18 protein-coding genes are annotated in these 24,905 nt (G+C 68.0%); 9 read left to right on the forward strand and 9 right to left on the reverse strand.

All coding sequences use genetic code 11. The annotated features are described in order from the left end of the window. Positions 1-11: 11 nt before the first annotated feature. Positions 12-905, reverse strand: coding sequence for an STAS domain-containing protein (locus ACH438_RS31480; protein ID WP_397011805.1), 894 nt, complete (start codon positions 903-905; stop codon positions 12-14). 175 nt (positions 906-1,080) lie between these two features. Further along, a complete protein-coding gene (locus ACH438_RS31485; RefSeq protein ID WP_397011807.1) occupies positions 1,081-1,593 on the reverse strand; it encodes a MarR family winged helix-turn-helix transcriptional regulator in 513 nt (170 codons plus the stop codon). Positions 1,594-1,780: 187 nt separating this feature from the next. Here ACH438_RS31485 and ACH438_RS31490 point away from each other — a divergent pair, with 187 nt between their 5' ends. The 5 genes from ACH438_RS31490 to ACH438_RS31510 all read left to right on the forward strand — a co-directional run bounded on the left by ACH438_RS31490 (position 1,781) and on the right by ACH438_RS31510 (position 6,892). Further along, positions 1,781-3,457, forward strand: coding sequence for a fumarate hydratase (locus ACH438_RS31490; RefSeq protein ID WP_397011809.1), 1,677 nt, complete (start codon positions 1,781-1,783; stop codon positions 3,455-3,457). Between the two features lie 18 nt (positions 3,458-3,475). Next, positions 3,476-4,021 carry a M15 family metallopeptidase gene (locus ACH438_RS31495; RefSeq protein ID WP_397011811.1) on the forward strand — a complete coding sequence of 182 codons (546 nt, stop codon included), beginning with the start codon at positions 3,476-3,478 and terminating at the stop codon, positions 4,019-4,021. Between the two features lie 102 nt (positions 4,022-4,123). Beyond that, entirely contained in the window at positions 4,124-4,699 is a 576-nt protein-coding gene (locus tag ACH438_RS31500; RefSeq protein WP_397011813.1) for a M15 family metallopeptidase, read from the forward strand. A 268-nt stretch (positions 4,700-4,967) separates the two neighbouring features. After that, on the forward strand, positions 4,968-6,365 hold the full coding sequence (locus ACH438_RS31505; RefSeq protein ID WP_397011815.1) for a metallophosphoesterase: 1,398 nt from the start codon (positions 4,968-4,970) through the stop codon (positions 6,363-6,365). A gap of 257 nt (positions 6,366-6,622) precedes the next feature. Further along, complete coding sequence (locus tag ACH438_RS31510; protein WP_397011817.1) at positions 6,623-6,892, forward strand: hypothetical protein; 270 nt, start codon at positions 6,623-6,625, stop codon at positions 6,890-6,892. Positions 6,893-7,464: 572 nt separating this feature from the next. Here the strand turns inward: ACH438_RS31510 and ACH438_RS31515 are convergent. Beyond that, the gene (locus ACH438_RS31515) at positions 7,465-8,661 is read right to left on the reverse strand and encodes a hypothetical protein (protein WP_397011819.1); all 1,197 of its coding nucleotides are present in this window, start codon (positions 8,659-8,661) and stop codon (positions 7,465-7,467) included. 238 nt (positions 8,662-8,899) lie between these two features. Beyond that, complete coding sequence (locus ACH438_RS31520) at positions 8,900-12,838, reverse strand: hypothetical protein (RefSeq protein WP_397011821.1); 3,939 nt, start codon at positions 12,836-12,838, stop codon at positions 8,900-8,902. A gap of 251 nt (positions 12,839-13,089) precedes the next feature. On the opposite strand from ACH438_RS31520, the gene ACH438_RS31525 reads away from it, so the two are divergent. Continuing rightward, entirely contained in the window at positions 13,090-13,446 is a 357-nt protein-coding gene (locus ACH438_RS31525; protein WP_397011823.1) for a DUF4189 domain-containing protein, read from the forward strand. A gap of 56 nt (positions 13,447-13,502) precedes the next feature. On the opposite strand, the gene ACH438_RS31530 is transcribed toward ACH438_RS31525, so the two are convergent. Genes ACH438_RS31530 through ACH438_RS31540 form a run of 3 tightly spaced genes read right to left on the reverse strand, consistent with a single transcriptional unit; the run spans position 13,503 to position 20,985 of the window. Beyond that, entirely contained in the window at positions 13,503-17,759 is a 4,257-nt protein-coding gene (locus ACH438_RS31530) for a TIGR02680 family protein (RefSeq protein ID WP_397011825.1), read from the reverse strand. Further along, positions 17,756-19,171, reverse strand: coding sequence for a TIGR02678 family protein (locus tag ACH438_RS31535; protein ID WP_397011827.1), 1,416 nt, complete (start codon positions 19,169-19,171; stop codon positions 17,756-17,758). Before ACH438_RS31535 ends, ACH438_RS31530 begins: the two co-directional genes overlap by 4 nt. Further along, complete coding sequence (locus ACH438_RS31540; protein WP_397011829.1) at positions 19,171-20,985, reverse strand: TIGR02677 family protein; 1,815 nt, start codon at positions 20,983-20,985, stop codon at positions 19,171-19,173. Before ACH438_RS31540 ends, ACH438_RS31535 begins: the two co-directional genes overlap by 1 nt. A gap of 149 nt (positions 20,986-21,134) precedes the next feature. Here ACH438_RS31540 and ACH438_RS31545 point away from each other — a divergent pair, with 149 nt between their 5' ends. Further along, positions 21,135-21,932 carry an RNA-guided endonuclease InsQ/TnpB family protein gene (locus ACH438_RS31545; RefSeq protein WP_397011831.1) on the forward strand — a complete coding sequence of 266 codons (798 nt, stop codon included), beginning with the start codon at positions 21,135-21,137 and terminating at the stop codon, positions 21,930-21,932. After that, on the forward strand, positions 21,823-22,329 hold the full coding sequence (locus ACH438_RS31550; protein ID WP_397011833.1) for an RNA-guided endonuclease InsQ/TnpB family protein: 507 nt from the start codon (positions 21,823-21,825) through the stop codon (positions 22,327-22,329). Before ACH438_RS31545 ends, ACH438_RS31550 begins: the two co-directional genes overlap by 110 nt. Before the next feature lie 81 nt (positions 22,330-22,410). Here ACH438_RS31550 and ACH438_RS31555 read toward each other — a convergent pair whose 3' ends face one another. Next, positions 22,411-23,175 carry a DUF2127 domain-containing protein gene (locus tag ACH438_RS31555; RefSeq protein WP_397011835.1) on the reverse strand — a complete coding sequence of 255 codons (765 nt, stop codon included), beginning with the start codon at positions 23,173-23,175 and terminating at the stop codon, positions 22,411-22,413. A gap of 25 nt (positions 23,176-23,200) precedes the next feature. After that, positions 23,201-24,394, reverse strand: coding sequence for an XRE family transcriptional regulator (locus ACH438_RS31560; RefSeq protein WP_397011837.1), 1,194 nt, complete (start codon positions 24,392-24,394; stop codon positions 23,201-23,203). 190 nt (positions 24,395-24,584) lie between these two features. Between ACH438_RS31560 and ACH438_RS31565 the strand changes: the two genes are divergently transcribed. After that, the gene (locus ACH438_RS31565; RefSeq protein ID WP_397011839.1) at positions 24,585-24,890 is read left to right on the forward strand and encodes a hypothetical protein; all 306 of its coding nucleotides are present in this window, start codon (positions 24,585-24,587) and stop codon (positions 24,888-24,890) included. Positions 24,891-24,905: the final 15 nt, after the last annotated feature.

Raw genomic sequence — 24,905 nt, forward strand, 5'->3', positions numbered from 1 at the left:
CCCGCCCCGGGTTACCGTCCGTCGCGATCGGTCACACGCGACACCTCGTAGCCGAGCAGCCGCTCCGCCTCCTCGATGCCACCCTGCAAGTCACCCACGGCGTTCATCTTGGACAGGTCCAGGCCGATGGTGACCAGTGTGAGCGCGATCTCCGACGACAGACCGGTGATGATGACGCTCGCGCCCATCAGGCCCGATGCGTCGACGGTCTGTACCAGGTGGTTGGCCACGGTCGAGTCGATCGCGGGCACACCCGTGATATCGATGACGACGACCTTGGCGCGGTTGGCGCGAATCGCGCGTAGCAGCTGCTCGGTGAGCTGCCGCGCACGCTGGGAATCCAGCACGCCGATGATGGGAAGAATCAGCAACTGCTCGCGCACCTGGAGCACAGGAGTCGAGAGTTCTCGAATCGCCTCCTGCTGCTGGCGGATGACGCGCTCGCGCTCCTGGACGAAGGACACGCCCACGGTATTGGCGATGCGGTTGGCGGCGGGCTCGTAGGCGTCGAGCACCTTGTTCAGGAGTTCGAAATCGGCCTGGTACTTCTCGAACAGCGAGCGGGCCAGCACATCTCGCAGCAGCAGCACGATGCCGAGGACCTCGTCGGTTTCGACGCCTCGGGGGATGATGCGTTCGGACAGGTCGCGCGCATAGGCCTGCAGCGCCTCGACGCTACCGGTTTCGAGCACCTCCACGTAGTTGTCGTACACCGAGGTGGCCTCGGAGAAGATCTCCTCCGGGGTCATGGCGGTCAGCAGCTGGGCATCGGTGATACGACGGGCCCACTCCTCGCGCAGTTCGGTTCGGTTCTGCCGCAGGTGCTCGACCAGCTGCGGAAGCAGGTTGTCGACGGAACCCGCCGGCAGCGAGTCCGGCGAGAGGCCGATGGACACGTCGGACATGGAAACTCCTGCCCCTTTCGTAAGGCCAGGTCGGGTGCTCACTTCTCGGTCGGCGGAACCGGAGTCCGGTTTGCCGGCCGTGCGCTCGGTGCCGACCGGGGTCGGAAGCCGGTGCCGAGCCTAGTCTTACCCAGTACCCAATGGGTGCCAAACCAAACAGTGGTCGGCAGGTTGATTATCGAGAATGATGACCGTCACGGGCCTCGGGTCTTCGATGATGTTCCAGCAACGTGTCGTAGATGTCGGCGAGTGCGGTGAGTTGGCCGCGGTCCAGCACGTCGATCATGTGACGCCGCACACTGTCCACATGCGCGGGCGCCGCGCCGTCGAGGACCTGTGCGCCCTTGTCGGTGAGGACGGCCGCGGTGCGGCGCGCGTCATCGGGAATCGATTCCCGGGCGACCAGCCCCCGCTTCTCCATCCGGGTGATCTGATGCGAGAGCCGGCTCTGCGACCACTCCAGTACCGCAGCCAATTCCGCGAAACTGCGCTGATGATCGGGCGCGTCGGCGAGCCGGGCCAGCACGGTGTACTCGACGTAGGTGAGATTGGCCTCGCGTAGGGAATCCCGTCCCACGGCAGCAGCAATCAGGTCACGAGTGAACACGAACCCCAGCCACGCACGCGTCTCGACATCGTCGAGCCAACGGGTTTCGGTCACAGTTCCACTCCCGATCTCTGCTGCCATGCTAAGTCCTTCCCCCCGACGACAAGCGCATCATGGACAGGTAACACCGCCGGGGTTGAAGGTGCAACCTGTGGCCGAGCGGGTGGTAAGCCTTCCCTAACGGCAGGGGAAGCGGGGGCGGTCGATAGAGTCGGTCTGCTTGAACCGTTGGCTGACCAGCCCCAGCCCTGCTCGAGGAGTGCGATTCGTGACCGCGCCTGATTTCCTGTATTCGGATCTGCTGCCCATCGGTAAGGACGAGACGCCTTACCGATTGCTCACCACCGAAGGTGTCAGCACGTTCGAGGCGGGCGGGCGGACCTTCCTGCAGGTCGATCCCGAGGTGCTGCGGATGCTGACCGCGGAGGCGATGCACGACATCAGCCACTACCTGCGGCCGGCGCATCTGGCGCAGCTGCGGAAGATCATCGACGATCCGGAGTCCAGCGGTAACGACCGCTTCGTGGCACTGGATCTGCTGAAGAACGTGAACATCTCCGCCGGTGGGATCCTGCCCATGTGCCAGGACACCGGTACCGCCATCGTGATGGGCAAGAAGTCCGAGGGCGTGCTCACCGGAGTCGACGACGCGGAATGGATTTCGCGCGGCGTGTTCGACGCCTACACCAAGCTGAACCTGCGGTACTCCCAGCTCGCGCCGATCACCATGTGGGACGAGAAGAACACCGGCAACAACCTGCCCGCCCAGATCGAGTTGTACTCGCAGGCAGGCGATCCCGCGCAGCCGTCCTACAAGTTCCTCTACATGGCCAAGGGTGGCGGGTCGGCGAACAAGTCGTTCCTGTACCAGGAGACCAAGGCCATCCTGAATCCGGATCGCATGCTGGAGTTCCTGGACGAGAAGATCCGCTCGCTGGGCACCGCGGCCTGCCCGCCGTACCACCTGGCGGTCGTGATCGGCGGTACCTCGGCCGAATTCGCTTTGAAGACAGCCAAATACGCTTCCGCGCACTACCTGGACAATATGCCGACCGAGGGCTCGATGGCCGCGCACGGCTTCCGCGACCTCGAGCTCGAGGAGCAGGTCTTCAAGCTGACCCAGTCCTTCGGGATCGGCGCGCAGTTCGGCGGCAAGTACTTCTGCCACGACGTGCGGGTCATCCGGCTGCCGCGGCACGGGGCGAGCTGCCCGGTCGCCATCGCGGTGTCGTGCTCGGCGGACCGGCAGGCGCTGGCCAAGATCACCCCCGAGGGCGTGTTCCTCGAGCAGCTGGAACGTGAACCGGCGCACTACCTTCCGGAGCAGACCGACTCCATCCTCGGCGGTGACGTGGTCAAGATCGACCTCAACCGGCCGATGGACGAGATTCGTGCCGAACTGTCGAAATACCCGGTGAAGACCCGGCTTTCGCTGACCGGGCCGCTGGTGGTGGCGCGTGACATCGCACACGCCAAGATCAAGGACCTGCTCGACGCGGGCAACCCGATGCCGCAGTACCTGCGCGATATGGCCGTCTACTACGCCGGCCCGGCCAAGACGCCCGACGGGTACGCCTCCGGCTCGTTCGGCCCGACCACCGCCGGGCGCATGGACTCTTATGTCGATCAGTTCCAGGCCGCGGGCGGGTCCTTCGTCATGCTGGCCAAGGGCAACCGGTCCGCGCAGGTCACCAAGGCGTGCAAGGAGCACGGCGGCTTCTACCTCGGCTCGATCGGCGGACCCGCCGCGCGACTCGCCCTGGACTGCATCAAGTCCGTCGAGGTGCTCGAATACCCTGAGCTCGGCATGGAAGCCGTCTGGAAGATCGAGGTCGAGGACTTCCCCGCCTTCATCGTCGTCGACGACAAGGGCAACGACTTCTTCGCCGAAACCACCAAGCCCATCGCACTGCGCGTGCGTGAGCGCTCCAAGGAGCGCGTCTAACCCTCAGGAGGACGATCGATGCGGGACAGCCGCGCCGCAATGCGCACCGCCGCCGTAGTCGCACTGACCGCAGCGGCCGCCGTGTGCGCCACGCTGCCCAGCGCGGCAGCCGATCCGGCGGACCCCGCATCGATCGCCCCGGAACCGCCTGTGCGCCAGGTGGATTCCCTCGGGCCCTCGCCCACCGGGACCGACGGCCTGCAGCCCATGCTGGCCTTCGCCTACAACCTCGCCTCGAACGAGGCGCACGCCCAAGGCGTTCCGCTGTGGATCGTCTCCGGCTACCGCACCCCCGCCGAGCAGGAAGGCCTGTGGGAAGACGGTATCCGGGAATACGGCAGCCCCGACGCCGCCCGCCACTGGGTGCTGCCCCCGAGTCAATCCACCCACGTCACCGGCCAGGCCATCGATGTCGGCCCCCGCGAGGGCGCGGCCTGGCTGGAAGCCAACGGCAACCGCTGGGGCCTGTGCCGCATGTACGACAACGAATGGTGGCACTTCGAAGTAGCCACCCTCCCGGGCTTCGCCTGCCCCGCAAGGCTTCCCGACGCCAGCATGCGCTGAGTCGCGTCGGCGGTGCGAAAGCTGTCCGGCAGAGCTGAATCGGCGAGAGGCGGGTTGATGCGGGTGGAGCGACATGGTGGGGCGGCGTCGGAGCCTCGCCGGATGGCCGCGAAAGCGGCGCCCGGCGTCGGCCGGGCGGCTGTGGCGGCGTTGCTGGCGGGCGCGGGGCTGGTCGGGGTGACGGCGACGGGCACCACCGCGCACGCGCGACCGGCCGCCGCGCCCGCCAGGGCGATCACGCCGGCTGTGGCGGCGAACGGAACCCCGGCGGGAGCGAATACGGCGACGGCGATCGCGGCGGGGGCGGAGGGGCTGGATCCGGAGTTGGCGGCCGCGTATGGGCAGGCGGCGGCGGAGGCGCAGTCCGAGGGGGTGACCTTGTCGATTACGTCGGGGTATCGGACGCCGGGGGAGCAGGAGTGGTTGTGGGAGGACGGGATACGGACATACGGGAGCGCGGAGGCGGCGCGTCATTGGGTCTTGCCGCCCGATGAGTCGACGCATGTGACCGGGCACGCGATCGATGTGGGGCCGCGGGCGGGGGCGCAATGGTTGGAGGACAACGGGAATCGCTGGGGCCTGTGCCGGATGTACGACAACGAGTGGTGGCATTTCGAGCTCGCCACCCGGCCCGGGGAGGGTTGCCCGGCGCGCTTGCCCGATGCGAGTATGCGCTGAGCCCGGACGGCCGCACGGCGTGATTCCGGGCGGAACTGCCGGGACGGCCCTCGAAACCCGTCCCGGGTATCGAATTCGGCACGGATGTGTGCCGGGGGCGAATTCGGGGTGACGGGTCGGTGGATCGGGCACGGGAATTGTCTGATTACAGCAGCTGAGCCGTCATACAAGGTCGGCGGGGCGTTCAACTGCGAACCGTACCGTTCGACCTGTAGCAATGGGCGGCAGGTCGCCGGGACGGCGCCTGGCTCGGCGGACGGAGATCCCCATGCTGGACCCGCGACTTCGAACCATCTGGCTGGCCAATGCGGCGACCGGGGCGGCAGCCGTCGCGGTGCGCGCGCCACGACCCGTCTTCACCGTGGAATCCGCACGCGCGGTGCGGAATCCGGTGGTGGCCTCGGATCTCGAGGTGGTGACCGTCACCGCTACCTCGGCCATCCTGACCTGGACCTCCCGCACCCGCGGCCGCGCCGGCCGGCTGTGGCCGGTGGTCGCGGACACCGAGGTGCGGATCGCGCCCGCGGACGGCGGGCCCATGCTCACCGCCCACTACGAGGAGCGGCGCACGGCCTTCCACTATGCCGAGCTCACCGGGCTGGAACCGGGTCGCGCCTATCGGTTCGAGGCGTACTCGGACGGCCGCCGCGCGGTCCCCGCCCGCACCCTGGTGACGCGGCGGGCCGGAACCCCGGAATCCACCGGCATTTTCACCACGCTGACACCGCCGCCCGGGCGGCTGCTGCGCACCATCGCGCTGGCCAATGACCTGCACTACGGCGAGCTCGGCAGCGGCATCGTCTGGGGCGGGTTCGGTGACGGGCTGAAGCTCGATACCGAGCACTACCCCGAGGTCATGCTGCGCTCGGCGCTGGACGAGCTGCGCGGCGCGGATCGGGGTGCGGATCATCTCGTCGCGGCGGGCGATCTGACGAGTTCGGGCACCGCGGAGGAGTCGCGTGCGGTGCGTGCGGCGCTGGACAGCTGGGGTGAACTCGGCCGGGACTACTTCGTCTGCCGCGGAAATCACGACATGCCGGCCAAATCGGGTGAGGATCACTGGGGTGCGGTCTTCCATCCGCGCGGCCAGCTCGTCGAGTACTTCGCGGGCGGACTGCGGATCGTCGGGCTGGACACCACCCGGCCGAAGGGCGCGGGCGGCACGCTGTCCCGGGAGCAGCTCGAGCAGCTGCGCGATCTGCTCTACTCCGATCCGGACCGGCCCACCCTGGTTTTCGGCCATCACCCGGTGACCCGGCATGCGGCCGTGAGCAATCCGGGCGGGCCCGGATTCGTCATGGATCGCTTCACCGCCGGCGCCCTGCACGCGCTCTACCATCGCTCGTCGGGCGTGTTCCTGCATCACAGCGGGCACACGCACCGGAATCGGTTGAACCGCGCCGATTCCGGGATGGGCGTGGAGTTCCTCGAGGTGGCGGCGATGAAGGAATATCCGGGCGGGTATGCGCTGCTGCGGATCTACGAGGGCGGCTACATGGTGAACTACTACAAGACCCGCGCGGAGGCGGCCCGCTGCTGGAGCACCCGCACGCGCCGTCAGTATCTGGGTCTGCACCCGGATCACGCGCTGGGCAGCTGCCGGGATCGCAATCACGTTGTCCGGCGGGATTTCTCGGGTCTCGCCTCGGCGCGTGCGGAGCGCTGACCGCGCGGGGTGACAACCATCGGGCAACCTCGCGGATCATGATCATCCCGCGCGCCGTGCACGACCCGCCGCGGAATGTCGTGTCGTACCGGTATGTCCGGTGATTGTTCCCCGAATTCCGGGCGATCTTGTGCATACTCTTGCGAGCAATACGAGAGCCGACCGGACATCGCGTTGTCCGGTCATTCGCCGCTGTGCACACGCCCGCGTTTCGGCATGCTGGTGTGCGGCACATATCTAGCTACGGAGGCATTTGGGTGGCCAGGCAAGGCAGGCACGGCGGTTCGACCCACGGCACGCTGCGAAACCAACGCCCGCCCGTCCAAGCGACTCCCCGCCGCCCCGTCCGCCAGGTCCGCGAAGTGGTCTTCACCCCCGGCTGGCTCGCCTTCGAACTCCCCACCGCGGTCCTGCTCGCCATCTTCGTCGGCACCGGCTGGCTCGGCTACGCCCAGCACGGCGGCACCCCCGCCCAGCCCCGCCCCGCCGTGGTCATCCCCGCCGACCAGGTGGCGCGCGGCCACTGAACAGGTGGCGCGCGGCCACTGAAACCCGCTGCGCCGCACCACCAGCCCTGACATGGGCGCATCGCTTATAGAACGCCCCCGGCCTTCCGTGGCCGGGGGCATTGCCGATTGGGAACGGGTCTGCCGGGCGTGTCCCCGATGGGTAGACGGGGTCTGCCGGGCGCGTTGCCGGTCGATCAGGAAGATGGCGTGCCGGAGCCGGGCCGGCCGCGCCCACTCGAATGTCCTCTGCGCACCGGCCCGAATCCCTCCTGCGCACCGGCTCGTCGCCCCGGCTCGGTTGCCTCCGAGCGGGTTTCCCGCTGCCGCGGTGCCTCGCGCGGTCATGTCCATTGGCGGACATGACCATTGCGGGCGCCTCACGTGGCCGTCAGCGCGTTGGATGGCTGCTGGCGTAGTCGAGATTGCCTTGGGGCCGCAACGGGCCTTCAGGGCGCGCTGCTCGACCTTGCTGATTCGCGGGCCGACGGTCCCGGGTGTGCGCGGCAGGCACTCCTCGGGATGGTGCAGACGGCCAATTGCCCGCAGGACCGTTGTCCTGCGGGCAATCTCGGCGGTGCCGTGGGCGCGTGCTACTCGGCGTTGGCCGAGGCGCCGTTGCGCGAGCGCGAGGCGGCGCGGGCGCGGCGGCGGGCCGCCTGGAGTTCGGCGAGTTCCTGCTCGAGGGTCTCGGCAATGCGGAACTGGCCGGTGTCGTAGACGTTCAGCGGGGGCACCGGGTCGGCGATATCGGCCAGGGGGGAGCGTTCCTCCTCCTCGGCCTCCTTGCGCGGCTTGGCGGTGGCGGAGGTGCGGCGTTCCTTCTCGGCCGGCTTCGGCGCCTCAGCGGCGACGGGCTCGGCCTTGGTAGGGGTGCTCTCCACGACCGTTGCGGCTTCGACGGTTTCGGCCTCGGGCGCGGCCGTCAGGGCCGGGGTGGCGGGGGGCATGCTCTGGCCGGACTGGCGCTGCTGCGGCCAGGCGACGACGGTGGGCATGGCGCGCCGGATCTGTTCGCCGGGGTCGGGTAGATCCCGGATCTGGTCGGTGGCGCGCACGATGGCGAGCCCGTAGCGGGCGGCGGCCGAATTGTGGATCAGCAGCGCCACACCGATCATGACCGGTGCGATGGCGTGCACCGCCACGTCGTACCAGCTGCCCGTCTTCAGATACGGGTAGGTGTTCAGCGTGACAGTCAGTGCCAGCAGCGCGAATTCGGCGACGATGACCTGCCGGCGGCTGTCGATCACACCCCATTCGGCGACCTTGTTGGTGCCGATCATGATGATCACGAGGCAGACACTGATCATGCCTTCGAGCAGATAGCTGAACCAGTACAGCGGATCGCTCGCACCACCGGGTGCGATGTTGTGCTGCACATTGACCGCGGACCAGAGCATTCCGGCGGCCACCACACCGGCGAGAGCGCGCTGCGACCACGCCCGGTGCTTGTACAGGGAGGCCAGTTTTGCGTGCGGGCTCGATTCGCGCCGCTGGGCGGCGATGGCCTTACGAGCCATCAAAAGGTCTCGAATGTCGGCCTTCTCAATCTCTTCGGTGGTCTGCCGGGCGCGGTCGGCCGCGCCCGCGGCCGCCTCGGCATGTTTCCAGCGTTGCGCACGCTCCTGCTCGCGGATGCGCTCGGCTAGGTCCCGCTCGGCGATGAGTTCGTTTTCCGACAGCGCATCGGTGAGCGCTGGATCGTATTGGTAGGCAAGCCGACCACGGGCCTTCTCGACCCGCCGGGCCAGCTGCGAGACGTCGTCCTCATGGGGATGTTCGATCGTCATTTGGACCCCCGTCCAGGGAGTTGCGATGGCTGACAGGTGTTTCCGGTACGGAGGATCGGCACGGCTAACATTTCTAGTCGATAAATGCCCATCGGCGAAACTGTTGATTTGCCGAAGGTCCAATCGTTACGGCGTGCCGCCATGCGACACGCTGAGAGCTATCGATGATCGGGGCAGGACGGGGGGTCGATCGGACCCCACGTCCAGTGGGGTTGCCGGTTGCTCGGAACCGATCACTTCAGGCTCCGCACGGGCGGCGGAAGGCAAGTTGCGGGACATACTTGCTCCAATTGTCCGGAGTGAGAACATCCCTCGTAACCGAACAGATGCGGTCCTCGGCGTGTCGCACATCCAGATCGAGCAGCTGTATGCCGCCGGACCATTGCCCGGCGAGCGTCCCGGGCGCGGGACTGAAGACCACGTTGCCGTAGTTCGTTGCGGGGATGAGGGTCTGCGGCGCCGGAACCAGGCGCCGATGATCGGCGAAATTCCAGAGCACGAGCGTCGCTTGGCGTACCCCGTCCGGATTGCCGACCGTGGCGAGCGTGTTTCCATCCGGGCTGAACATGACTTCGAAGTTCGTCAGTTGCGCGTCGTGCGTGGTGGATACGACCGGTTCCGGGTGCACGGGATCACTGATGTCCCATACTTCGAGCGCTCCGTTCACGAGAGCGGCCAGGAGCTTTCCGTCCGCACTCAGCGCCGGGACCAGGCCGTCCGCGTCCGGTTCGGTGATGGGTGACCCGATCCTGCTCGGCGGGGCGCCGTTCACGAGCCGCCACAGCTGAATGGTGTGGGTGCCCAGCGTCGTCGCCAGGATCGAGCCTGTTCGAGCATGATCGGCGGACCGCACGACATCGCCCAGCTCGGCAGGAGACTGCAGCGAGGTGGGCTTTTCGCGCTGAGAGATGTCCCAGGCCTGCAGGTATCCGTGCTCGGTGACATTCGCGCCGGTGAAGTTGTCACCCATCGTGACAAGGGTTTTCGAATCGGGGGAGAAGGCGAACTGGACATTGTTCATCGGATCGCCGGTCGGGTTGGGCAGCGACTGCCAGCGCGCGCGCGGCCGGATCGCCGTCGGATCGGTGATGTCGTAGAGCGAGGTGAATTCCCCCTCGGAGCCGACGAGCGTCCGGCCGTCCGGGCTGATGGTGAGACTGCTGGCCCAGTCGCCGTGCTCGCGCCGGGCGAGGCGCCGTGGATGTCGCGGGTCGTGCGTATCCCAGAGCTGGATCTCGCCGTTGTCCCACGACACTGCCAGGAGGCTGCCGTCGGGGTTGAATGCCATCCCCAGCAACCCTTCCGAAAGCCCGGCGAGCAATTCGTCCGCCAGCGACCAGAGCCGGACGGTGCCGTCGGTGCCATTGGTGACGACGGTGCGGCCGTCGGGGCTGAAGGTGGCCGCGAACGTATTGTGCTCGGCCGTCTGCAGGGGCGTGCCCCACGGGCGGGGCTGGGTGAGGTCGTCGAGTTTCCAGAGTTTCGCGACGCCGTCCACCGCGGCGGTCAGGATTGTCCGATTGTCGGGCGCGAACTGCAGCGAAATGATCCGACCGGTGTGCCCGGATTGAATCGTGCCGACGGAGCGTGGGTTTCGTGGATCGTCGATGTTCCACAGCGGTACGCTCGGGCCGTCGCCCGCCACGGCCAGCAGATGCCCATCCGGACTGAACGCGATCGCGTTCGGCTGCGTCATTCCGGTCAGTGCCGACGTCCCGAGCGCGACCGGCGCTGCCGGATTCGTGGTATCCCAGAGCCGTACTACGAGATCATCGGTGCTGGCGGTGGCCAATCGAGTTCCGTCCGCCGAGAAGGCGACCGCGGAAATGTTGCCCCTGTGGATGCCCGAGAGTGTGTGCAGCAGCAGCGGGGCAGCCGGATTTCGGATGTCCCAGAGCTGCACCGTGTTCGCGGCCGTCGTCACTGCCAGCGTCGATCCGCTCACCGCGAACCCGTATGCGGTGATGTCCACCTGGCTCCCTGGAATGGGCCGGCCCACCGCCGCCGGGTGTTGCGGATCGTGGACGTCCCACAGGGTTGCGCCGGCGCTCGTGTCCGCCGATATCAGCACATTCCCGTCACCGCTGAACGCAAGCTCGGAAATGAGGACGTGCTTGTGCAGATCGATGGCGCCCGCCGCTTTCGGGTGATGCGGATCGGTGACATCCCACAGGCTGATGCGTTTGCCATCGGTCGTCGCCATGACGTGACCGTCCGGGCGATAGGCCACCGGCACCACGAAGTCGTCCCGGGCCGAGGCATCGGGGAGCGGTGTTCCCAGCGGCAGCAATTGGGTGCTGAGCAGGCGCGCCCGGATCGCAGGATCGTTGGGCCGCAGGTTGTTCGCCACGAGATCGAGTTGTGCGCTGATCGACGGGTCGGTGTCCTGTAGTCGATCCGCGTTGGCCAGCACGGCCGCGACGATCGCGTCCTGGCGCTGGGACGACATGGAATCGCGTTGGATGAAGGCCACTGCGGCCAGCACTGTGACGATCACGCCGAGGAGGCCGAAGATCGCCTTGATGGTGTGGGAGCGGCGGCGGGCTCGGGTGTGGGCGGTTCGGGAGGCGGCCAGGAAGTCTCGGGGGATCGAGCCGATCGGGTCGTCGTCGCCGAGGTCGGCGAGGGCGTCGAGGCGGGCGCCGCGGTAGAGGCGGGAGGGGTCGCGGCCGGCGGACTGCCAGTCGGCGGCATCTGTTTGCAGGCGTTGGCGTTCCAGGTAGCCGAGGCGGTCCTGGTCTATCCAGCCGCGCAGGCGGGGCCAGGCGTCGAGGACGATTTCGTGTGTGAGGTAGGCGAAGTCGGCGTCGACGGTGATGAGGCGGGCTCGGGTGAGGGCTTCCAGGGCGGCTTCGGCGGTGTGGACGGCGAGGCCGATGAGGTCGGCGCGGGGGACTCGGCGGCGGGTGTCCTTCGAGTCCTGGCCGATGGCAATCAATTCCAGGAGGAGTTGCTTGCCGGCGGACCGCTGGAATTCGGAGAGGCCTTCCCAGGCGTGTTCGGCTGTGGCGGCGACCGAGCCGAGAACGCCACCGGCGGCGCGGTATCCGTCGATGGTGAGGCGGCCGCCGTCGCGGCGTTGCCACGTCGCGCGCATGACGTGGGACAGCAGGGGGAGTGCGCCGGGATCGTAACCGCGGCGGTCGGCTCGGCCGCTCGCGCCGCACAATTCGGTGATGACGAGCTCTTCGAGGCCGGGTTCGAGGCGGTAGCCGGCCAGCTCGGCGGGGCGAGTGATGGCGGCGGCCAATTCGTTCAGGCGCATCGGGCCCAGGAGGTAGCTGCGGTGCTTCAGCGATTCCTCGAGGATGGGGTAGTCCAGGCAACGGCCGTAGAAGTCGGCACGGATCGCCAGGATGACGACCGACCGGTTGGCAGGCCTGGGCAGGGCCAACTCTTGTAGGGCCGAGAGGAATTCGTCGCACTGCTGGTCGCCGGCGCCGAGGGTGAAGAGCTCCTCCAGCTGATCGACCACGACCAGTCGGGGCCGATCCGTCGCCCACTCCTGCGGGGCTGTGCCGCCGAGCGCGGAAGTCAAGGCCGCCAGGGGATCAGCGCCAGGAGTGAGTGTCGCGCCGGCCCAGTCTTCACCTGCGACGCTGCCGTCGCCGGTCAGGGCTGGGATCACTCCTGCGGCCAGCAACGAGGACTTCCCTGCTCCGGACGCCCCGACCAACATGACGATCCCGCCACTGCCGTCCGCCGCGGTCACGCGCCGAATCAGTTCGGCCACTTCCTCGGTCGGCCGGGTGCGGCCGAAGAACACCTCGGTATCCGCGCGGCCGAAAGGTTCCAGGCCCAGATAGGGACTGGGAGCATCCGCCGCATCCGGATTCCAGCCATCCGCGCTGCGCCACAACTCCTCCCATTCGCGCACCGACAACAGCAGCTGCGGCACCGGCTCGGTCGCCTTGCGCGCCTCGTCGACGAGGGGCAGCAAAACCGGCAGGAAGAAGTCGAACTTCGCCGGCACATTGCGCCCGGTCCGCCAATCGCTGATCCGCTGCGCCGATGCGAACGGCCCCCGCGGCTGCGCCGCCGCCATCCGCGCCTTGGCCGCCGACTCGACCCGCTTCAGCTTCGGATTACCCGCCGCCTCATACAGTTCCGCGAACCGCCGCGCGAACGCGGCGCGCGGCGTCTCCTGCCAGCGTGACTCGCCTGCCCCCGAAACCATGACTTCCTCCCGAACCCCTCACACCCTGACATGAACGGCGCCGACGCTAACCACCGGTTCCGCCCCGCAGGGCCGAAGCTGCCGCGGATCCCGAAAACCCGCTGGCCAAAGGCATTTCGGGGTTTCCGGACCGGAAAACCGGTACAAGGCGCTGACCTGGTGTTTCGCGCGTGACCAGCGGCAAAGCTCTAGGGATTACGCCGACAGGTTCGTAGCGTCGAATCGTCTCAACGCTTCATCGGGGGAACACCATGAAAAGGATTCTTATAGGACTCGTCGCTTTATCCGCCATCGCGGTGTCGTTCCTGGTTCCGGCCACCGCGCACGCGTACACCTACTACGGTGCGATCGCCGTGGCGCGCAGCGGCGCCATGGGATGGGGTCTGAACTACGGATCGGAGTCGGACGCCGAATCGGCGGCCCTGGACCAGTGCGGCTACTCGGACTGCTCGGTGCTGACCACTTTCTTCCACTGCGGCGCCATCGATTACTCACCCAGCACCGGTGACTACACCGGTGGCCGCGGCGATTCGATTGCCGAGGCCGAGAATTCGGCGCACTGGTACTCGGACTCGTACACCGAGCGGTGGGCCTGTAACGGGTCGTAACCGCCGAGCCGGTAGGCACGCATCGCAGGGGGATGAGTGCCTACCGGTTTCGAGGGTCAGGAAGTCAGCTCTAGTTCCTCGTCCATGGGGATCGCGCCTTCCAGGCCGTGGGGGAGGCGGCGGCGGTTGGGGGAGCCGAGGGCGGCGGTGAGGTCGGTGCCGTCGTGTTCGGCGAGCAGGTCGGCGGAGTCCCAGACCAGCAGGGTTGCGCTGACGGTGTTCTCGGCGGCGGAGTGTGCCAGGTCGTAGTGGGCGCAGGCGGGGACGTGGGGGTAGGTGATCCAGAGGTCGTAGCCGGTCATGAACAGGTCCAGGTCGAATTGGACGCTCAGGCCGAGGAGTTCGCTGCGGCCGTTGTCGTCGACGCCGGCGAACGCCTCGTCCAATGCCAGCAGGCGCGGGGCCTGGGGGTCGGCGGAGTCGAGCATCACGTGGGCGGCGGCGAACAGCGGAAGGTGCAGGGAGACCGACTGTTCGCCACCGGAGAGCGCGCTGTGGCGGGCCACGGTGAGGCGGTCCTCGGTGCCGTCGGCGGTGATGATGGTGAAGGAGAACACCCGCCAGGCGCGGTAATCGAGGGTGGCGGCGAGGATCTCGGGGAAGGAACGCTCCGGATGCGCGGCGCGGGCCGTGCGGATCTCGGCGGCGAAATACGCACGGATGGTGGACAAGTCCTCGGGGGTGAGCTCCGAGGAATCCCGATCCAGCAGTTTGCAGACCGCGCGGGCCGGTTCGGACAGGTTGTCGGCCAGTACCCAGTGCACGCCGATGGTATTGCCCGAGGACATGCGGCGCTGCTTCATCTCCATGCCCATGCGGGAGATGAGATCGCGGGCGTCGCTGGTGCGTTCGTGGATCTGCTGGGCCAGGCCGGTCAGCAGCGCGTCCTCGAGGATGCGGCGCTCGGCGTCGGTGAGCAGCAGCTCCTGATCGCGGCGCGCGGAGCCGATGCGGCCCGCGAAATCGGCCAGCGCGGACAGGCCGTGATCGTCGTGGACCTGCACGACGGTGAGGCCGTCGGCGGCATCCCAGTGCAGGCGGTAATCCTGCCGGGCCGCCGCCAGGGCCGCGTCGAATTCCTGCAGGGCGGTGGTGACATTGCTGCGGGTCGACTTGCGGGCCGCTTCACCGGCTCGTACCGAAGATGTTGCGGTGGCCAGGTTCTCGAACAGCTCGGCCACCTCGTCGGGCAGCACCTTCGGCTCCTGCTCGGGGTCGCCGTTCTCGATGCGGTAGAGCAGCTGCTCCGGGGTCGACCAAGCCGCATCACTGCTGGGCCAGCGGCTCTCCGGGGGCGCGCCCAGCAGGCTGAGCAGGTCCGGACGGGCGTACGGGGCCAGATGCCGTACGTCGGCGAGCAATTCGGTGAGCGCGGTGCCGAGCGTGTCGTGCGCGGCGCGATGCGCGCCCTCGGCGGTGCCGACACCCTCGATGGCCTCGTGTGCCGCCTTGCGGGCCGCCTTCTGCTCGGCACGCGCGGCATCGATGCGCTCGCGCGCCAGCTCGAGTTCCCGATCGATGTCGTCGGCACCGGCGCCCAAGGCTTCTCGCAGCGTCTCCAGCTTGCGCAGCTGCTCCTCGTAACCGCTACGCGCGGCCTCGGCTTCCTCGGCGAACGCCTCGGCGAGATCCTTGGATTCATCGAGCCGGTCCGACGCCTCGCGGGCCCGCTCATGCTCGCGCTGATGATCGCCGCGGAGACGCAGCAGCGCGGTGCCCGCATTCTCGAAGTGCCGCACCGAGGCAGCGAGCGCATCCAGCTCGGCCGGATCCCGCGGCGCCTTGTGATCGGCGGCGATGGCCCGAACCTTCTTGTCCGCCGCCGAGTATTCGGCCACGGCCTGATCCAGATCCCGCTCGGCCTGTCCGGCCGCCTCGGACCGCGACCGCAACATACCGGCCGCCTCGGACACGGCCCGCAGGGCGGCGGTCACCGCGGTCGTCCGCGGAAGCGCCTTGGCCGCGGCCGAAATCCGCGCCAGCTCATCGGTGGCGGCCTGCTCCTCGGCCAGTGCGGTCGCGACCTCGGTCTCGGCGGTCTCGATGGCCGCCGCCAGCTCCGCCGACCGCAGCTCCCGCCGGCGTGCCCGCGCGGTGGTGCCGATGAACTCGGCATCGGCCTTGAAATGGCGACCGACCTGTACGCCCTGACGGAATCGGCCGTCGGTGGCAATGGCGAGCGAGCCGTCGACAGGCTGCGCGGCGGCTCCGGACACACCGGCCGAGCTGTCCTTCTTCTTCGCCGTCGCGGTTTCGTGCAGCGCGATGGATGCCAGCACATCGGCCACGGTCTGCCGCGGCACCGTCAAGGTGTCCGAATCATCCTCGACGACAAGGACATCGGCGAGCGTGCGCCCGGAGGGTCGCTCCTTCGCCGGTAGCGGCACCAGGAACTGCTCCGACGCATGCGCCGGCAGCTCGGAACCGGCACACACCCACGCATCGAGCAGGTTCGAGGCCTGCAGCGCCGCCTCGATACCGGCAGCGGCTTCGGGTGTGACCTTGTCGGCGAACCGCACCAACCGCCACAGCGGCGCGCCCGGCACCTCACCGCGCACATCGGTCCGCGCGGCGAAAGCCGGTGGGGCGTCATCGCGTTCGGCCGCGACCTGCTCCCGCTCGGCACGCAACTCCGCGCTCCGGGCCTTGCCCTGGGCGGCGCGGGTGCGGGCCTCTTGGCGGCGGCCGCGGACCTCTTCGGTCAGCGGCTCGGTCCGCTCGGCCAGCACCTCGGCGGGTGTGACCGCGACCTGTTCGGTGCCCACCTGGCCGAGGGCGTCGTCGATGGCTTCGAAGAGGCCCTCGCGGATGGGGGAGTAGACCTCGCGGTGGGTGTCCCACCATTCGCGCAGGGAGGCCGCGGTATTGGAGCGGGCGAGGGCCACTGCCGCTTCGGTTTCGGCGAGTTCGGCGGCGGCGGAGTCACGGAGTTCGGTGGCGCGCTGGGCGGCTCGTTCGGCGCGGGTGCGCTCGGTGACGGCGGCGTCGACCAGGGTGAGGGCGCGGCGGACGGCGCGGACGTCGGCGTCGCGTTCCTCGGCGTGCGAGCGGACGGTGGTGGTGAGGTGGTCGGCGCGGGCCTGTTCGGGAAGGTCGGTCCAGGGGATGCCGGCTTCCTCTGCGGCGGAACGCAGTTCGTCCTCACCGCGGGACAGGGCCGAGGCGGCATGCTGGACGGCGGAGCGGGCGCGTTCGGATTCCTCGTTGCGCTGGTCGACGGTCTGGCGGGCCTTCAGCGACTTGTCGGTGTGGACGGCGGCCGAAGTCTCCAGGCGTTTGACGGCGTCGGCGAGATCGTCGAGCTGCTGCTTGCCCTCGTAAGCGCTGGAACGCTGCAGGGTTTCGCGGTCGGAGAGGGCCTGCTCGTAGGCGCGGTCGGCGTCCTCGGCGCGGGTCTCGGCGGCGGCGCGGTCGGTCTCGCGGCGCTTGCGCAGGGCCGCGGCGGCGTGCAGGGCGGTGCTGGCGTGGGTGACGGCGTCGAGGCGGGTGCGGACCTGGTCGATATCCGTCTTCGCCTGCACGGCAAGGTATTTGCGGTAGACGTCGACGAAAGTGCGGGTGGCGGTGTCGGCCTGGATCAGGCCCTCGAGGGTGCGGCCGACCTCTTCCATATCGCTGAAGGAGCGGGCGGCGTCCAGGATGAGCTGCTCGTCGAGCGGGCGCAGACCGTCGGTGAGCGCCTGCGACAAGCCGCGCGGGTCCAGGTTCTTGGCCAGCTGCGGACGGCGCAGCGTCAGAATCAGATTGATGAGCTGGTCGTAGCGCTGCTGCCCGAGACCGAACATGCGGGCGTCGATGGCGGACCGGTATTCGACCGGCCGGTCCACGATGGCGTCGGAGCCGATCTGCTCGGCCAGCTGCTTTCGGGTCAGCGGGCGATCATCGGGGCCGAGCAGCGAGAAGTCCACGCCGACACGGCCGTCCGCGACGAAATACCAGCGCGTCACCTTGTCCGAAGAGCGGGTGGCGCGCATGCCGATCCCGATGGTGACGACCTCCGGGTCGTCCCATTCGCCGCGCGCGAACTCCATCCACACGTAGGAGTACGCCGATTCCTGCTTGCGGTACAGCAGGTTCGACTTCATGGTGCGTTCTTCACCCGCGAACGGGTTGAGCCGCCGCGGCTCGATGCGACCGTCCAGCACGAAGGGGTAGAGGACCTCCAGGCCCTTGGTCTTGCCCGAACCGTTCGGGCCGCGCAACACCAGGCGGCCGTCGGCGAAGCAGAACTCCTGGTCGCGGTAGTCCCACAGGTTGACGATGCCCGCGCGGGTGGGGACGAAGCGGATGCCACCGTGAATGAGGTCGGTCATCGGTTCCCGGATCCCTTCTCTGTGGAGCTCACGGCGGACTGCTCCGCGCCGACTTGCGTTGGAGAAATGAACAATTCGGTCTCCGCACGGGTGCGGATGGTGACGATCGCGCCGCGATAGCGCGCCAGCACGGGCAGGATCAGTAACCCGCCGTCCACCAGTTCGACCAGGCGCAACCGCTCCAGCAGCGAGACGACCTCCGCCATCAGACCCGGCACATCGGCCTGCCATTGCGCGGCGAAGGTATTGCCGTAGCGGGCCGTCAGCATCTGCACGGTGTCGCGGATCCACGAGGATTCGACGAACGGATAGTCCGGAATCTCCGGTTCCTCCGGCTCGTTCGAGTCCTCGTCGAACCCGAAGATATCGACGGCATCGGCCAACGGCGCGAAGACCGTGGTCATGGGGATCGCGGAGTCGAGTTGCTCGGCCAGATCGGTGAACGGCCGCTCCGGTCGCGGCCGGCGTTCGACCGGATTGTCGATATCCAGCACCAGATCCGCGATCTCACCTGCCAGCAGCAGGGCCACCTGCGCGAGCGTGCCCGTGCCCGGGAACCGCACATCGGAGAGCCGACCCGAACTGTCGATGAGCGCCACACCTTCCGCGCGGCGTTCGGCGCGCAGACCCGTCACATACTCGACCTCGGTGACCAGCTTCTCCTGGCCCAGCAGCGCCCGCTCGGTCTCGTCCAGCTCATCGGCATAGACGACCGGCTGCTCCACCAGCGCCCGCCGCACCTTGCGCGCCGCCGAAGCCGCGGTGGCCGAACGCATGTCGGAACCGCCCGCCTCTTCGCCGAGCAGCCCGGTGACACTCTGCAGATGCTGCAGCGCCCGCGGCGGCCGGAACAAGGCGAACACCACCGCCCGATCGATGTCGTAGAGCGCCTCGCCCGCTTCGGGATCGGTCGCCCACCCGCCCGCATCGCCGTCCGCGAGCGTCACCGCGCCCCGCGCCGCCAGCCAGCCGACGGCATCCACGAACGCATCCCGATCCGCCGCCCGATCCGGCGCCAGCTCCAGCCCATCCACCCGTTCGGTATAGGCGGCCACCTGATTGGCCAACTCCGACAACGTGATCTGATCCCCGGCCCGCCCCAGCGCCGCCAGCGACAACGCCAGATACGCATACCGCCGCCGATCGAACAGCCGCTCCCCGGTGGTCCGCGCCGGTCGCCCCGCATCCAGCCGATCCAGCACCGGGAACAACCGCGCCGTCGTCTCGGTGACCTCCAGCCGATACCCGAACAGCTCCGCCAGATCCTCCCGCAACTCGGTGGCCCACCGCCGAATCAACGGCAGCGCAATCCGATCCGGATAAGTTCGCGTCACCAGATGATTGGCCAGCATCACCCGAGCCGCCCGCTGATAACTGTCCAGCGCCAGCGAATCAATGGACCGCGCATGCATCAGCCCACCTCCTTTCCGGCAGCTGCGTCCGCGACGGTCTGATCATTTGCGCCCGAGTCGGTCGAGCCGGCACCGGCATTGGGCAGATCGGTCGGATCCGAGTCGACCATGCTCGTGACTGGTGAACCGCTGTCGGCCGTGCGGTCGGCCTGCCCCGACGGGTCTCCACCGGTGGTGATGCTCCCGTGCTGGAGTTCTCCGTTCGCTGCGCCAGGCCGCTTGGATCCTGCGCGTTTCCCTTGCGGTGCGGGCGCTTTCGTCTTGCGGAGAGTTGACGTCTCGCGGACCTGGAGTTGGCGGCCGTTGAGGTGGAGGAGGCCGCGGGCGGTGCGGACGACGGTGGAGCCGTCGAATTCGGAGACGGTGAGGGTGACGCCGCTGTCGGAGCCGGTGCTGGAGACGCGGCCGCTGACCGGGACCCAGGCGGTGGAGGCGGCGTCGAGCAGGCGGAGCAGGACCTCGGTTTCGCCTTCGTCGAGTTCGCGGTCGTGGACGTCGGCGGAGGCCAGGGATTGGGCTGCCTCGGCGCGGGCGCGCTGGGCGTCGAGCTGGGCCTGGCGCAGGCGGCGGATGCCGGCGTCATTGCGTTGCAGGCGGGCGGGAGCGCCGGGGGTCGGCGGGCGGCCGGTTTCGGCGAGGGTGCGGGCGATCTCCAACGGCGGTGCGTCCCACCAGGATCGGATGGCGGGGATGACGTCGGCGTCGGGGTGCTGCATGGCCAGGTGGCGGGGGCGGCCGAGGCCGAAGACCGCGTCGTAGAGGGCGTGCGCGGCATCGGCGGTGGGGGCGGCGGTGAACCAGCCGGCCAGGTGGCGCAGGGCCGATTCGCGGGAGACGCCGCCCTTGCGGGTCTCGGTGACGCGGCGCAGCAGGGAGAGCACGGCGGCGATGGCGCTCATGGTCGCCTCGCGCATGCGCTCGCATTCGGTGAGCCCGCTCTCGCCGTCGGCCACGAACCAGTCGCGCATGCCCTCCCAGCGGGCGCGCCAATCCGCCTCGCGTTCGGTCGCATTCAGCAGGACGCGCTCATCGACGCGGGCGGCCCGCTCGATGAGTTCGTCGACCCCGGTCTCCTCTACCTCGAGGATGGCGGTGGCCAGCCGCGGCGCGAATCGCGCCAGGTCCATGGAGAATTCGCGCATATGCGCCAGCAGTGCGTCCTTGTGCGCGAGGAACGCCTCCGGCGTCGCCTCGGTGGTGCGCACCAGATCGCCCAGCGTCAGATAGAAATGCGCGGCCCGCTCGGCCAGATCCGACAGCGCCCGATCGAGGCGGTTCAGCAGGCGGTACACGCGTGGCGCGTCTCCGCCGCGATTCGCCTCGGCGAGGGTGTGCAGATCGGCCAGCAATTCCGGCAGCACCAGTCGTGACAGCGCAGCCTCGTCGAGCCGCGCGGCCAGTACATCGGAGACCGCGCGATAGGCCTGATACCCCGCCTGTGAGAACTGGTACACGAAATGCCGGTTCCGATACTCGGCCAGCGTCGCCGCCCGCGTCCCGTCGTAACTGCGTTCCAGCACGCCCCACTGATGCAACTGCTCGAGCAGCGGCCCGACCTCGGTCGGCGTCAACGCCGGCGCACCCGGGCACCGCGTCAGCGTCTCCGCGACATCGGAGGCGTGCAGCAACACCACGTACGCCGCGCGGGCCGTATCGAAGGCCCGCAGCACCCACAGGTAGTCCGCCCGCTTCTCGGCCGTCGCGAAGGAGAACAACCGCAGCCGGTCGGCGTCGCTCCGCCTCTCCGCGCTTGGAAACTCCTCGGCACCGCCCCCCGTCGGGTCGGTCAGCAATCCGTCAGCGGACTCGGTCACCGGAGAAGAATAGCGTGGTCGCAGTGGCCTTCGGGACGGGGCGGAAGCGCGTCGCTCCAGCTCTCGTTTGGGTGAGTCCTTGGCAGCGAGACCAGAAAGAGTGCGGAAATCCCAACGTGGCGTTGTGAATTGTGCAAACATGCGAACGCATGTGCGAGTCGGATGGGGTTGTAAACGGGCGCTACACGTACCGTCTCCGCGTGTCGAACACGGCGCGTTGTGCACTCCTTGCCGACTGGGATCGATGCCGATGGGTCTGGAACCAGTGTGTTGCAACGTCTCGGCAAGCGCGTGAAAGTGGTATGCCGATAGGACCGGCTGCGCTGGACAAGAAGCTGACCGGGTGGCGTAGCGAGCATGAATGGCTGAGCGCAGGCCCATCGGTGCCGCAGCAGCAGATGATTCGTGACTTCGGCAGGGCTCGTTCGAAGGCGATCAAGGACATCGAATCGAGAGTGCCGCAGCATCGGCGCACCGGGATGCCACGGTTCAAGAAGAAAGGCATCGCTCGTCCCTCGCTGAACTACTCGCGACGGGGGTTCCGAATCAAGGATGATCTCCTGCGTCTGGCAGGTGGCGCGGTACTCCGGGTGGTCTGGTCGCGAGAGCTTCCGGCTCCGCCTACGAGCGCCCGTGTTTTTCAAGACGGGTTGGGGCACTGGTATGTGTCCTTCGTGGTGGCCGTGAGAGTTCAGGCGTTGCCACCGACAGGCCGCGCTATCGGCATCGACTGGGGCGTGACGGAGACTGCCACCACTACCAGCGACGGGCATAACCTGCCGCACCCCCCAGCATGGTCGGGCCGCTGCTGTGAAGCTTGCTCGCTATCAGCGGACGATGGCCCGTCGGAAGTCGCCCAGGGGCAAACCTGCTTCGACCGGGTACCGCGCCGCGAAGCGGCGGTCGGCCAAGCTGCAGAAGAAAGTGGCGAGGCGCCGTCAAGATGAGGCCCGGAAGTGGGCGAAGGCTGTGGTGCAAGATTTTGATCGGATTGCCGTGGAGGACTTTCACCCTCGGTTTCTTGCGTCGTCGACCATGGCCCGCAAAGCTGCTGACGCCGCCATCGGCATGGTCAAGATGGAACTGTTGAACATGGCGCGCAAGCACGGTCGTGAGTTGCGATTGATCGATCCTGCCTATACCACGATGGACTGTGGTGTCTGCGGTGCAAGAGCCAAGCGCCGTCTGCCGCTGTCCGAACGCGTATATAACTGCACAACTTGCGGATTCGAGTCGAACAGGGACGAGAACGCCGCATTGGTGGTACTGAACAGGGCTGGTTTCAACCCTGCTGGTGTCGAGAACATAAGACCGGGGCGCTCGCTGAGCGTTCAGGCTGTTTGAGCCACGAATCCTTGCCCTCCGAGGCAGAGAGGAATCAACGGGGTGAGGTTAATACCCTGGTGGCCACGGTCCGATTGCAACTCAGGCGGTGTGGGTGGCGACCGCCGAGCGCTCGACGGTGAGCAGGCTCTCGTCGTGGTGCTCGGCGTAGTAGGCCTTGCCGCCGCCGTTGAGACCGAACAGCCGCTTCGACCAGAGCAGCCAGACCACCGCGGCCACATTGATGATGAACGCGCCGGCCCGCAGCACGGTGACCTTCTCGGTCAGCTCGTAGACCTCGAGCGGCAGGAAGATGCCGGTGGCGATGACGGCGAAGTACTCACCCCAGCGCTGCCCGAGCCACAGCCCCACGGCTTCGATCAGTTCGATGAGCGCATAGACGAACAGCCCCACCGCGATCCACACCAGGACGTGCGGGGACAGGGTGAAGGCCTTGTCGATACTGCGGATGATCTTGGAATGGTCCGGATTCCAGCCGATCTGATCGGCGAGCTGCCGGACCATCGGCATGTCGTTGTCCCAGTTGCTCTTCCAATGTTGCTGGGAACCGCGCAGTTTGAGCACGCCCGCGCCCAGCAGGATGAACACGACGCAGCGGATGATCCGCTCCACGGCCAGCAGCCGCATGATGAACTTGTCCCGCAGCAGCCGCCCGCGCGGCACCTCGGGTGCGTCGTCGGCCGGGCCGCTGCCGCGCGGCTCGCCGGGCACGAAGTTGCCGCAGCGCAGGCAGCGCCAGGACTCGCCGGCCGGGGTGGCCACATGGAGGCGTGCCGCGAGCTCGGGCTCGTTCGGGGCAAAGGTCTCGTGCCCTCGGGCAGCGCAGGTCCACAGACTGAAGTCCATGGGCGGGAGCCTAACCGGAGATCACTCAGCCTGCCGCCAGGGCCCGCAGTTGATCGAGATAAGTATGGGTGCGCGGGTCGCCGGGGTAGCGCTCGATCAGTTCGCGGGCCGTTTCGCCGGCGATCCACATGAGCGAGGGCAGTGAGCGGCGCTTGCCGGCGAAGGCGCGCAGGCCCTCGTCCAGGGCGAGCTCCAGATTGCGATCGCGCACCGCGACGACCGCCAGGGTGAGATGCGCCTCGGCCACCCGCATGGGTTTGCGGATGCTGCCGTCGGGGCGGGTGCTGCTCTGAATGACCTGGCGGGCATAGTTTTCCGCGAGCCGGTCGTCGCCGGAGACCCGGCAGCAATCCATGGCGTAGAAGTCGAACTTCCGCGGGTCCACCACGAAGTGATTGTCCAGATTGGGTGGATGTTCGAGTTTGTCCAGAATTGAACGGCCCTGGGCGAGCGCGTTTTCCACTTCCCGCCGATCACCGAGTCGTGCCCAGGCCTTGGCCCGCTGGGCCGCGAGCTGTACGCCCACACCCAGATTCATGGTGTCGGAGTGCGCGGCCTCGGCGGCTTCGACGGCGCCGCGGTAGTTCGCCTGGGTCAGCGCGAACCAAGCGGCCATTTCCGCACCCCAGCCGATGATTTCGGCATGCTCGGCTTCCTGCCCGAGCGAGAGCGCGGCCCGACGGGTGGCTTCGGCGGCGGTGCGCCAGCCGAGGTCGTAATCAACGCAACCGACCAGTAGGGCAACCCAACCCGCGAGCACCAGGACTTCGCGGTGCTGCGCGAGAGTAAGGCGACCGTCCAGTAGGGAGGTAATCCTCCGCAACCACGCCGTCCCCTCCGAGTGCAGCTCGTGCGGATCGGCGCACGGATACTCCGAACACAACCGGTCGGCGGTTATCCGTATGGCGTCCAAGGTTGCTGAGGACACGTCCGACATGCGCAGCCGGCCGATGAATTCGAGCGTGTCCATCCCGGTGGCCGACAACAGCTCATCGTCGCGATTCGGGCGGGCCTTGGGGAAGAAAGCCGCGGTCACCGTGTCGAAGGCGGCCGCGATGATCGGCGCGTAGAAGTCGTCGGGGCGTGATTCGCCCGATTCCCAACGCCGCCAATTGCGCAACAGCGTGCTGTCGGTCGGCAGATTGTGGGGGGATTTGGCGCGCACCGCGCGGACCGCATCCGCTTGAGACCACCCCCGAGCATCGCGTTCGGCGCGCATTCGGACAGCCCAGACGGGTCGATCGTCACCAGCGGACACGCTCTGTAGTATCTCACCAGTTAACGCCGGATGGACCCGGATAGGGCACGCGAATGTCAGTGGGTTGACATCTGCAATTGCATCTTCGCGTACGCCAAGCTGACTACGGGCACACTAAAGAACAGCGATCCCCAATCCAACGGAGGTTCGGGTGGAAGCGTTGATCTATGGGTACGTGCGTGACGACCTGGCCGATGGCCGCACCGATGAGCTGGAGGACGCCATGTGCGGGCTGGCCCAGTCGGCCGGACTGTGCTTCGCCGCGACGTTCCATGAATCGACCTCGGGTGACGGCACCGCGTTCGCGGAGCTGACCGCGGAGCTCAAGCGTGCCGACGCGCACCACGTGGTGGTGCCGTCTCTCGATCATCTTGCCGGTCAGACGATTCCGCGTGACCTGCTGATCGCGAAGCTGGCCCACGAGGCCTCCGCGCAGGTGTGGACCGTCGAGCACTGAGCTCGCGAACCATCC

The sequence above is a fragment of the Nocardia sp. NPDC020380 genome (assembly GCF_044386975.1).
GTDB lineage: Bacteria > Actinomycetota > Actinomycetes > Mycobacteriales > Mycobacteriaceae > Nocardia.

What these genes read in the sequence shown, in the direction of transcription:
- ACH438_RS31485 (WP_397011807.1), bottom strand. Translation starts at nt 1,593, where the DNA reads ATGGCAGCAGAGATCGGGAGTGGAACTGTGACCGAAACCCGTTGGCTC.
- ACH438_RS31520 (WP_397011821.1), bottom strand. Translation starts at nt 12,838, where the DNA reads ATGGTTTCGGGGGCAGGCGAGTCACGCTGGCAGGAGACGCCGCGCGCC.
- ACH438_RS31535 (WP_397011827.1), bottom strand. Translation starts at nt 19,171, where the DNA reads ATGCATGCGCGGTCCATTGATTCGCTGGCGCTGGACAGTTATCAGCGG.
- ACH438_RS31495 (WP_397011811.1), top strand. Translation starts at nt 3,476, where the DNA reads ATGCGGGACAGCCGCGCCGCAATGCGCACCGCCGCCGTAGTCGCACTG.
- ACH438_RS31525 (WP_397011823.1), top strand. Translation starts at nt 13,090, where the DNA reads ATGAAAAGGATTCTTATAGGACTCGTCGCTTTATCCGCCATCGCGGTG.
- ACH438_RS31515 (WP_397011819.1), bottom strand. Translation starts at nt 8,661, where the DNA reads ATGACGATCGAACATCCCCATGAGGACGACGTCTCGCAGCTGGCCCGG.
- ACH438_RS31550 (WP_397011833.1), top strand. Translation starts at nt 21,823, where the DNA reads ATGGCCCGTCGGAAGTCGCCCAGGGGCAAACCTGCTTCGACCGGGTAC.
- ACH438_RS31560 (WP_397011837.1), bottom strand. Translation starts at nt 24,394, where the DNA reads ATGCGCGCCGAACGCGATGCTCGGGGGTGGTCTCAAGCGGATGCGGTC.
- ACH438_RS31500 (WP_397011813.1), top strand. Translation starts at nt 4,124, where the DNA reads ATGGCCGCGAAAGCGGCGCCCGGCGTCGGCCGGGCGGCTGTGGCGGCG.
- ACH438_RS31530 (WP_397011825.1), bottom strand. Translation starts at nt 17,759, where the DNA reads ATGACCGACCTCATTCACGGTGGCATCCGCTTCGTCCCCACCCGCGCG.
- ACH438_RS31505 (WP_397011815.1), top strand. Translation starts at nt 4,968, where the DNA reads ATGCTGGACCCGCGACTTCGAACCATCTGGCTGGCCAATGCGGCGACC.
- ACH438_RS31545 (WP_397011831.1), top strand. Translation starts at nt 21,135, where the DNA reads ATGTGCGAGTCGGATGGGGTTGTAAACGGGCGCTACACGTACCGTCTC.
- ACH438_RS31480 (WP_397011805.1), bottom strand. Translation starts at nt 905, where the DNA reads ATGTCCGACGTGTCCATCGGCCTCTCGCCGGACTCGCTGCCGGCGGGT.
- ACH438_RS31555 (WP_397011835.1), bottom strand. Translation starts at nt 23,175, where the DNA reads ATGGACTTCAGTCTGTGGACCTGCGCTGCCCGAGGGCACGAGACCTTT.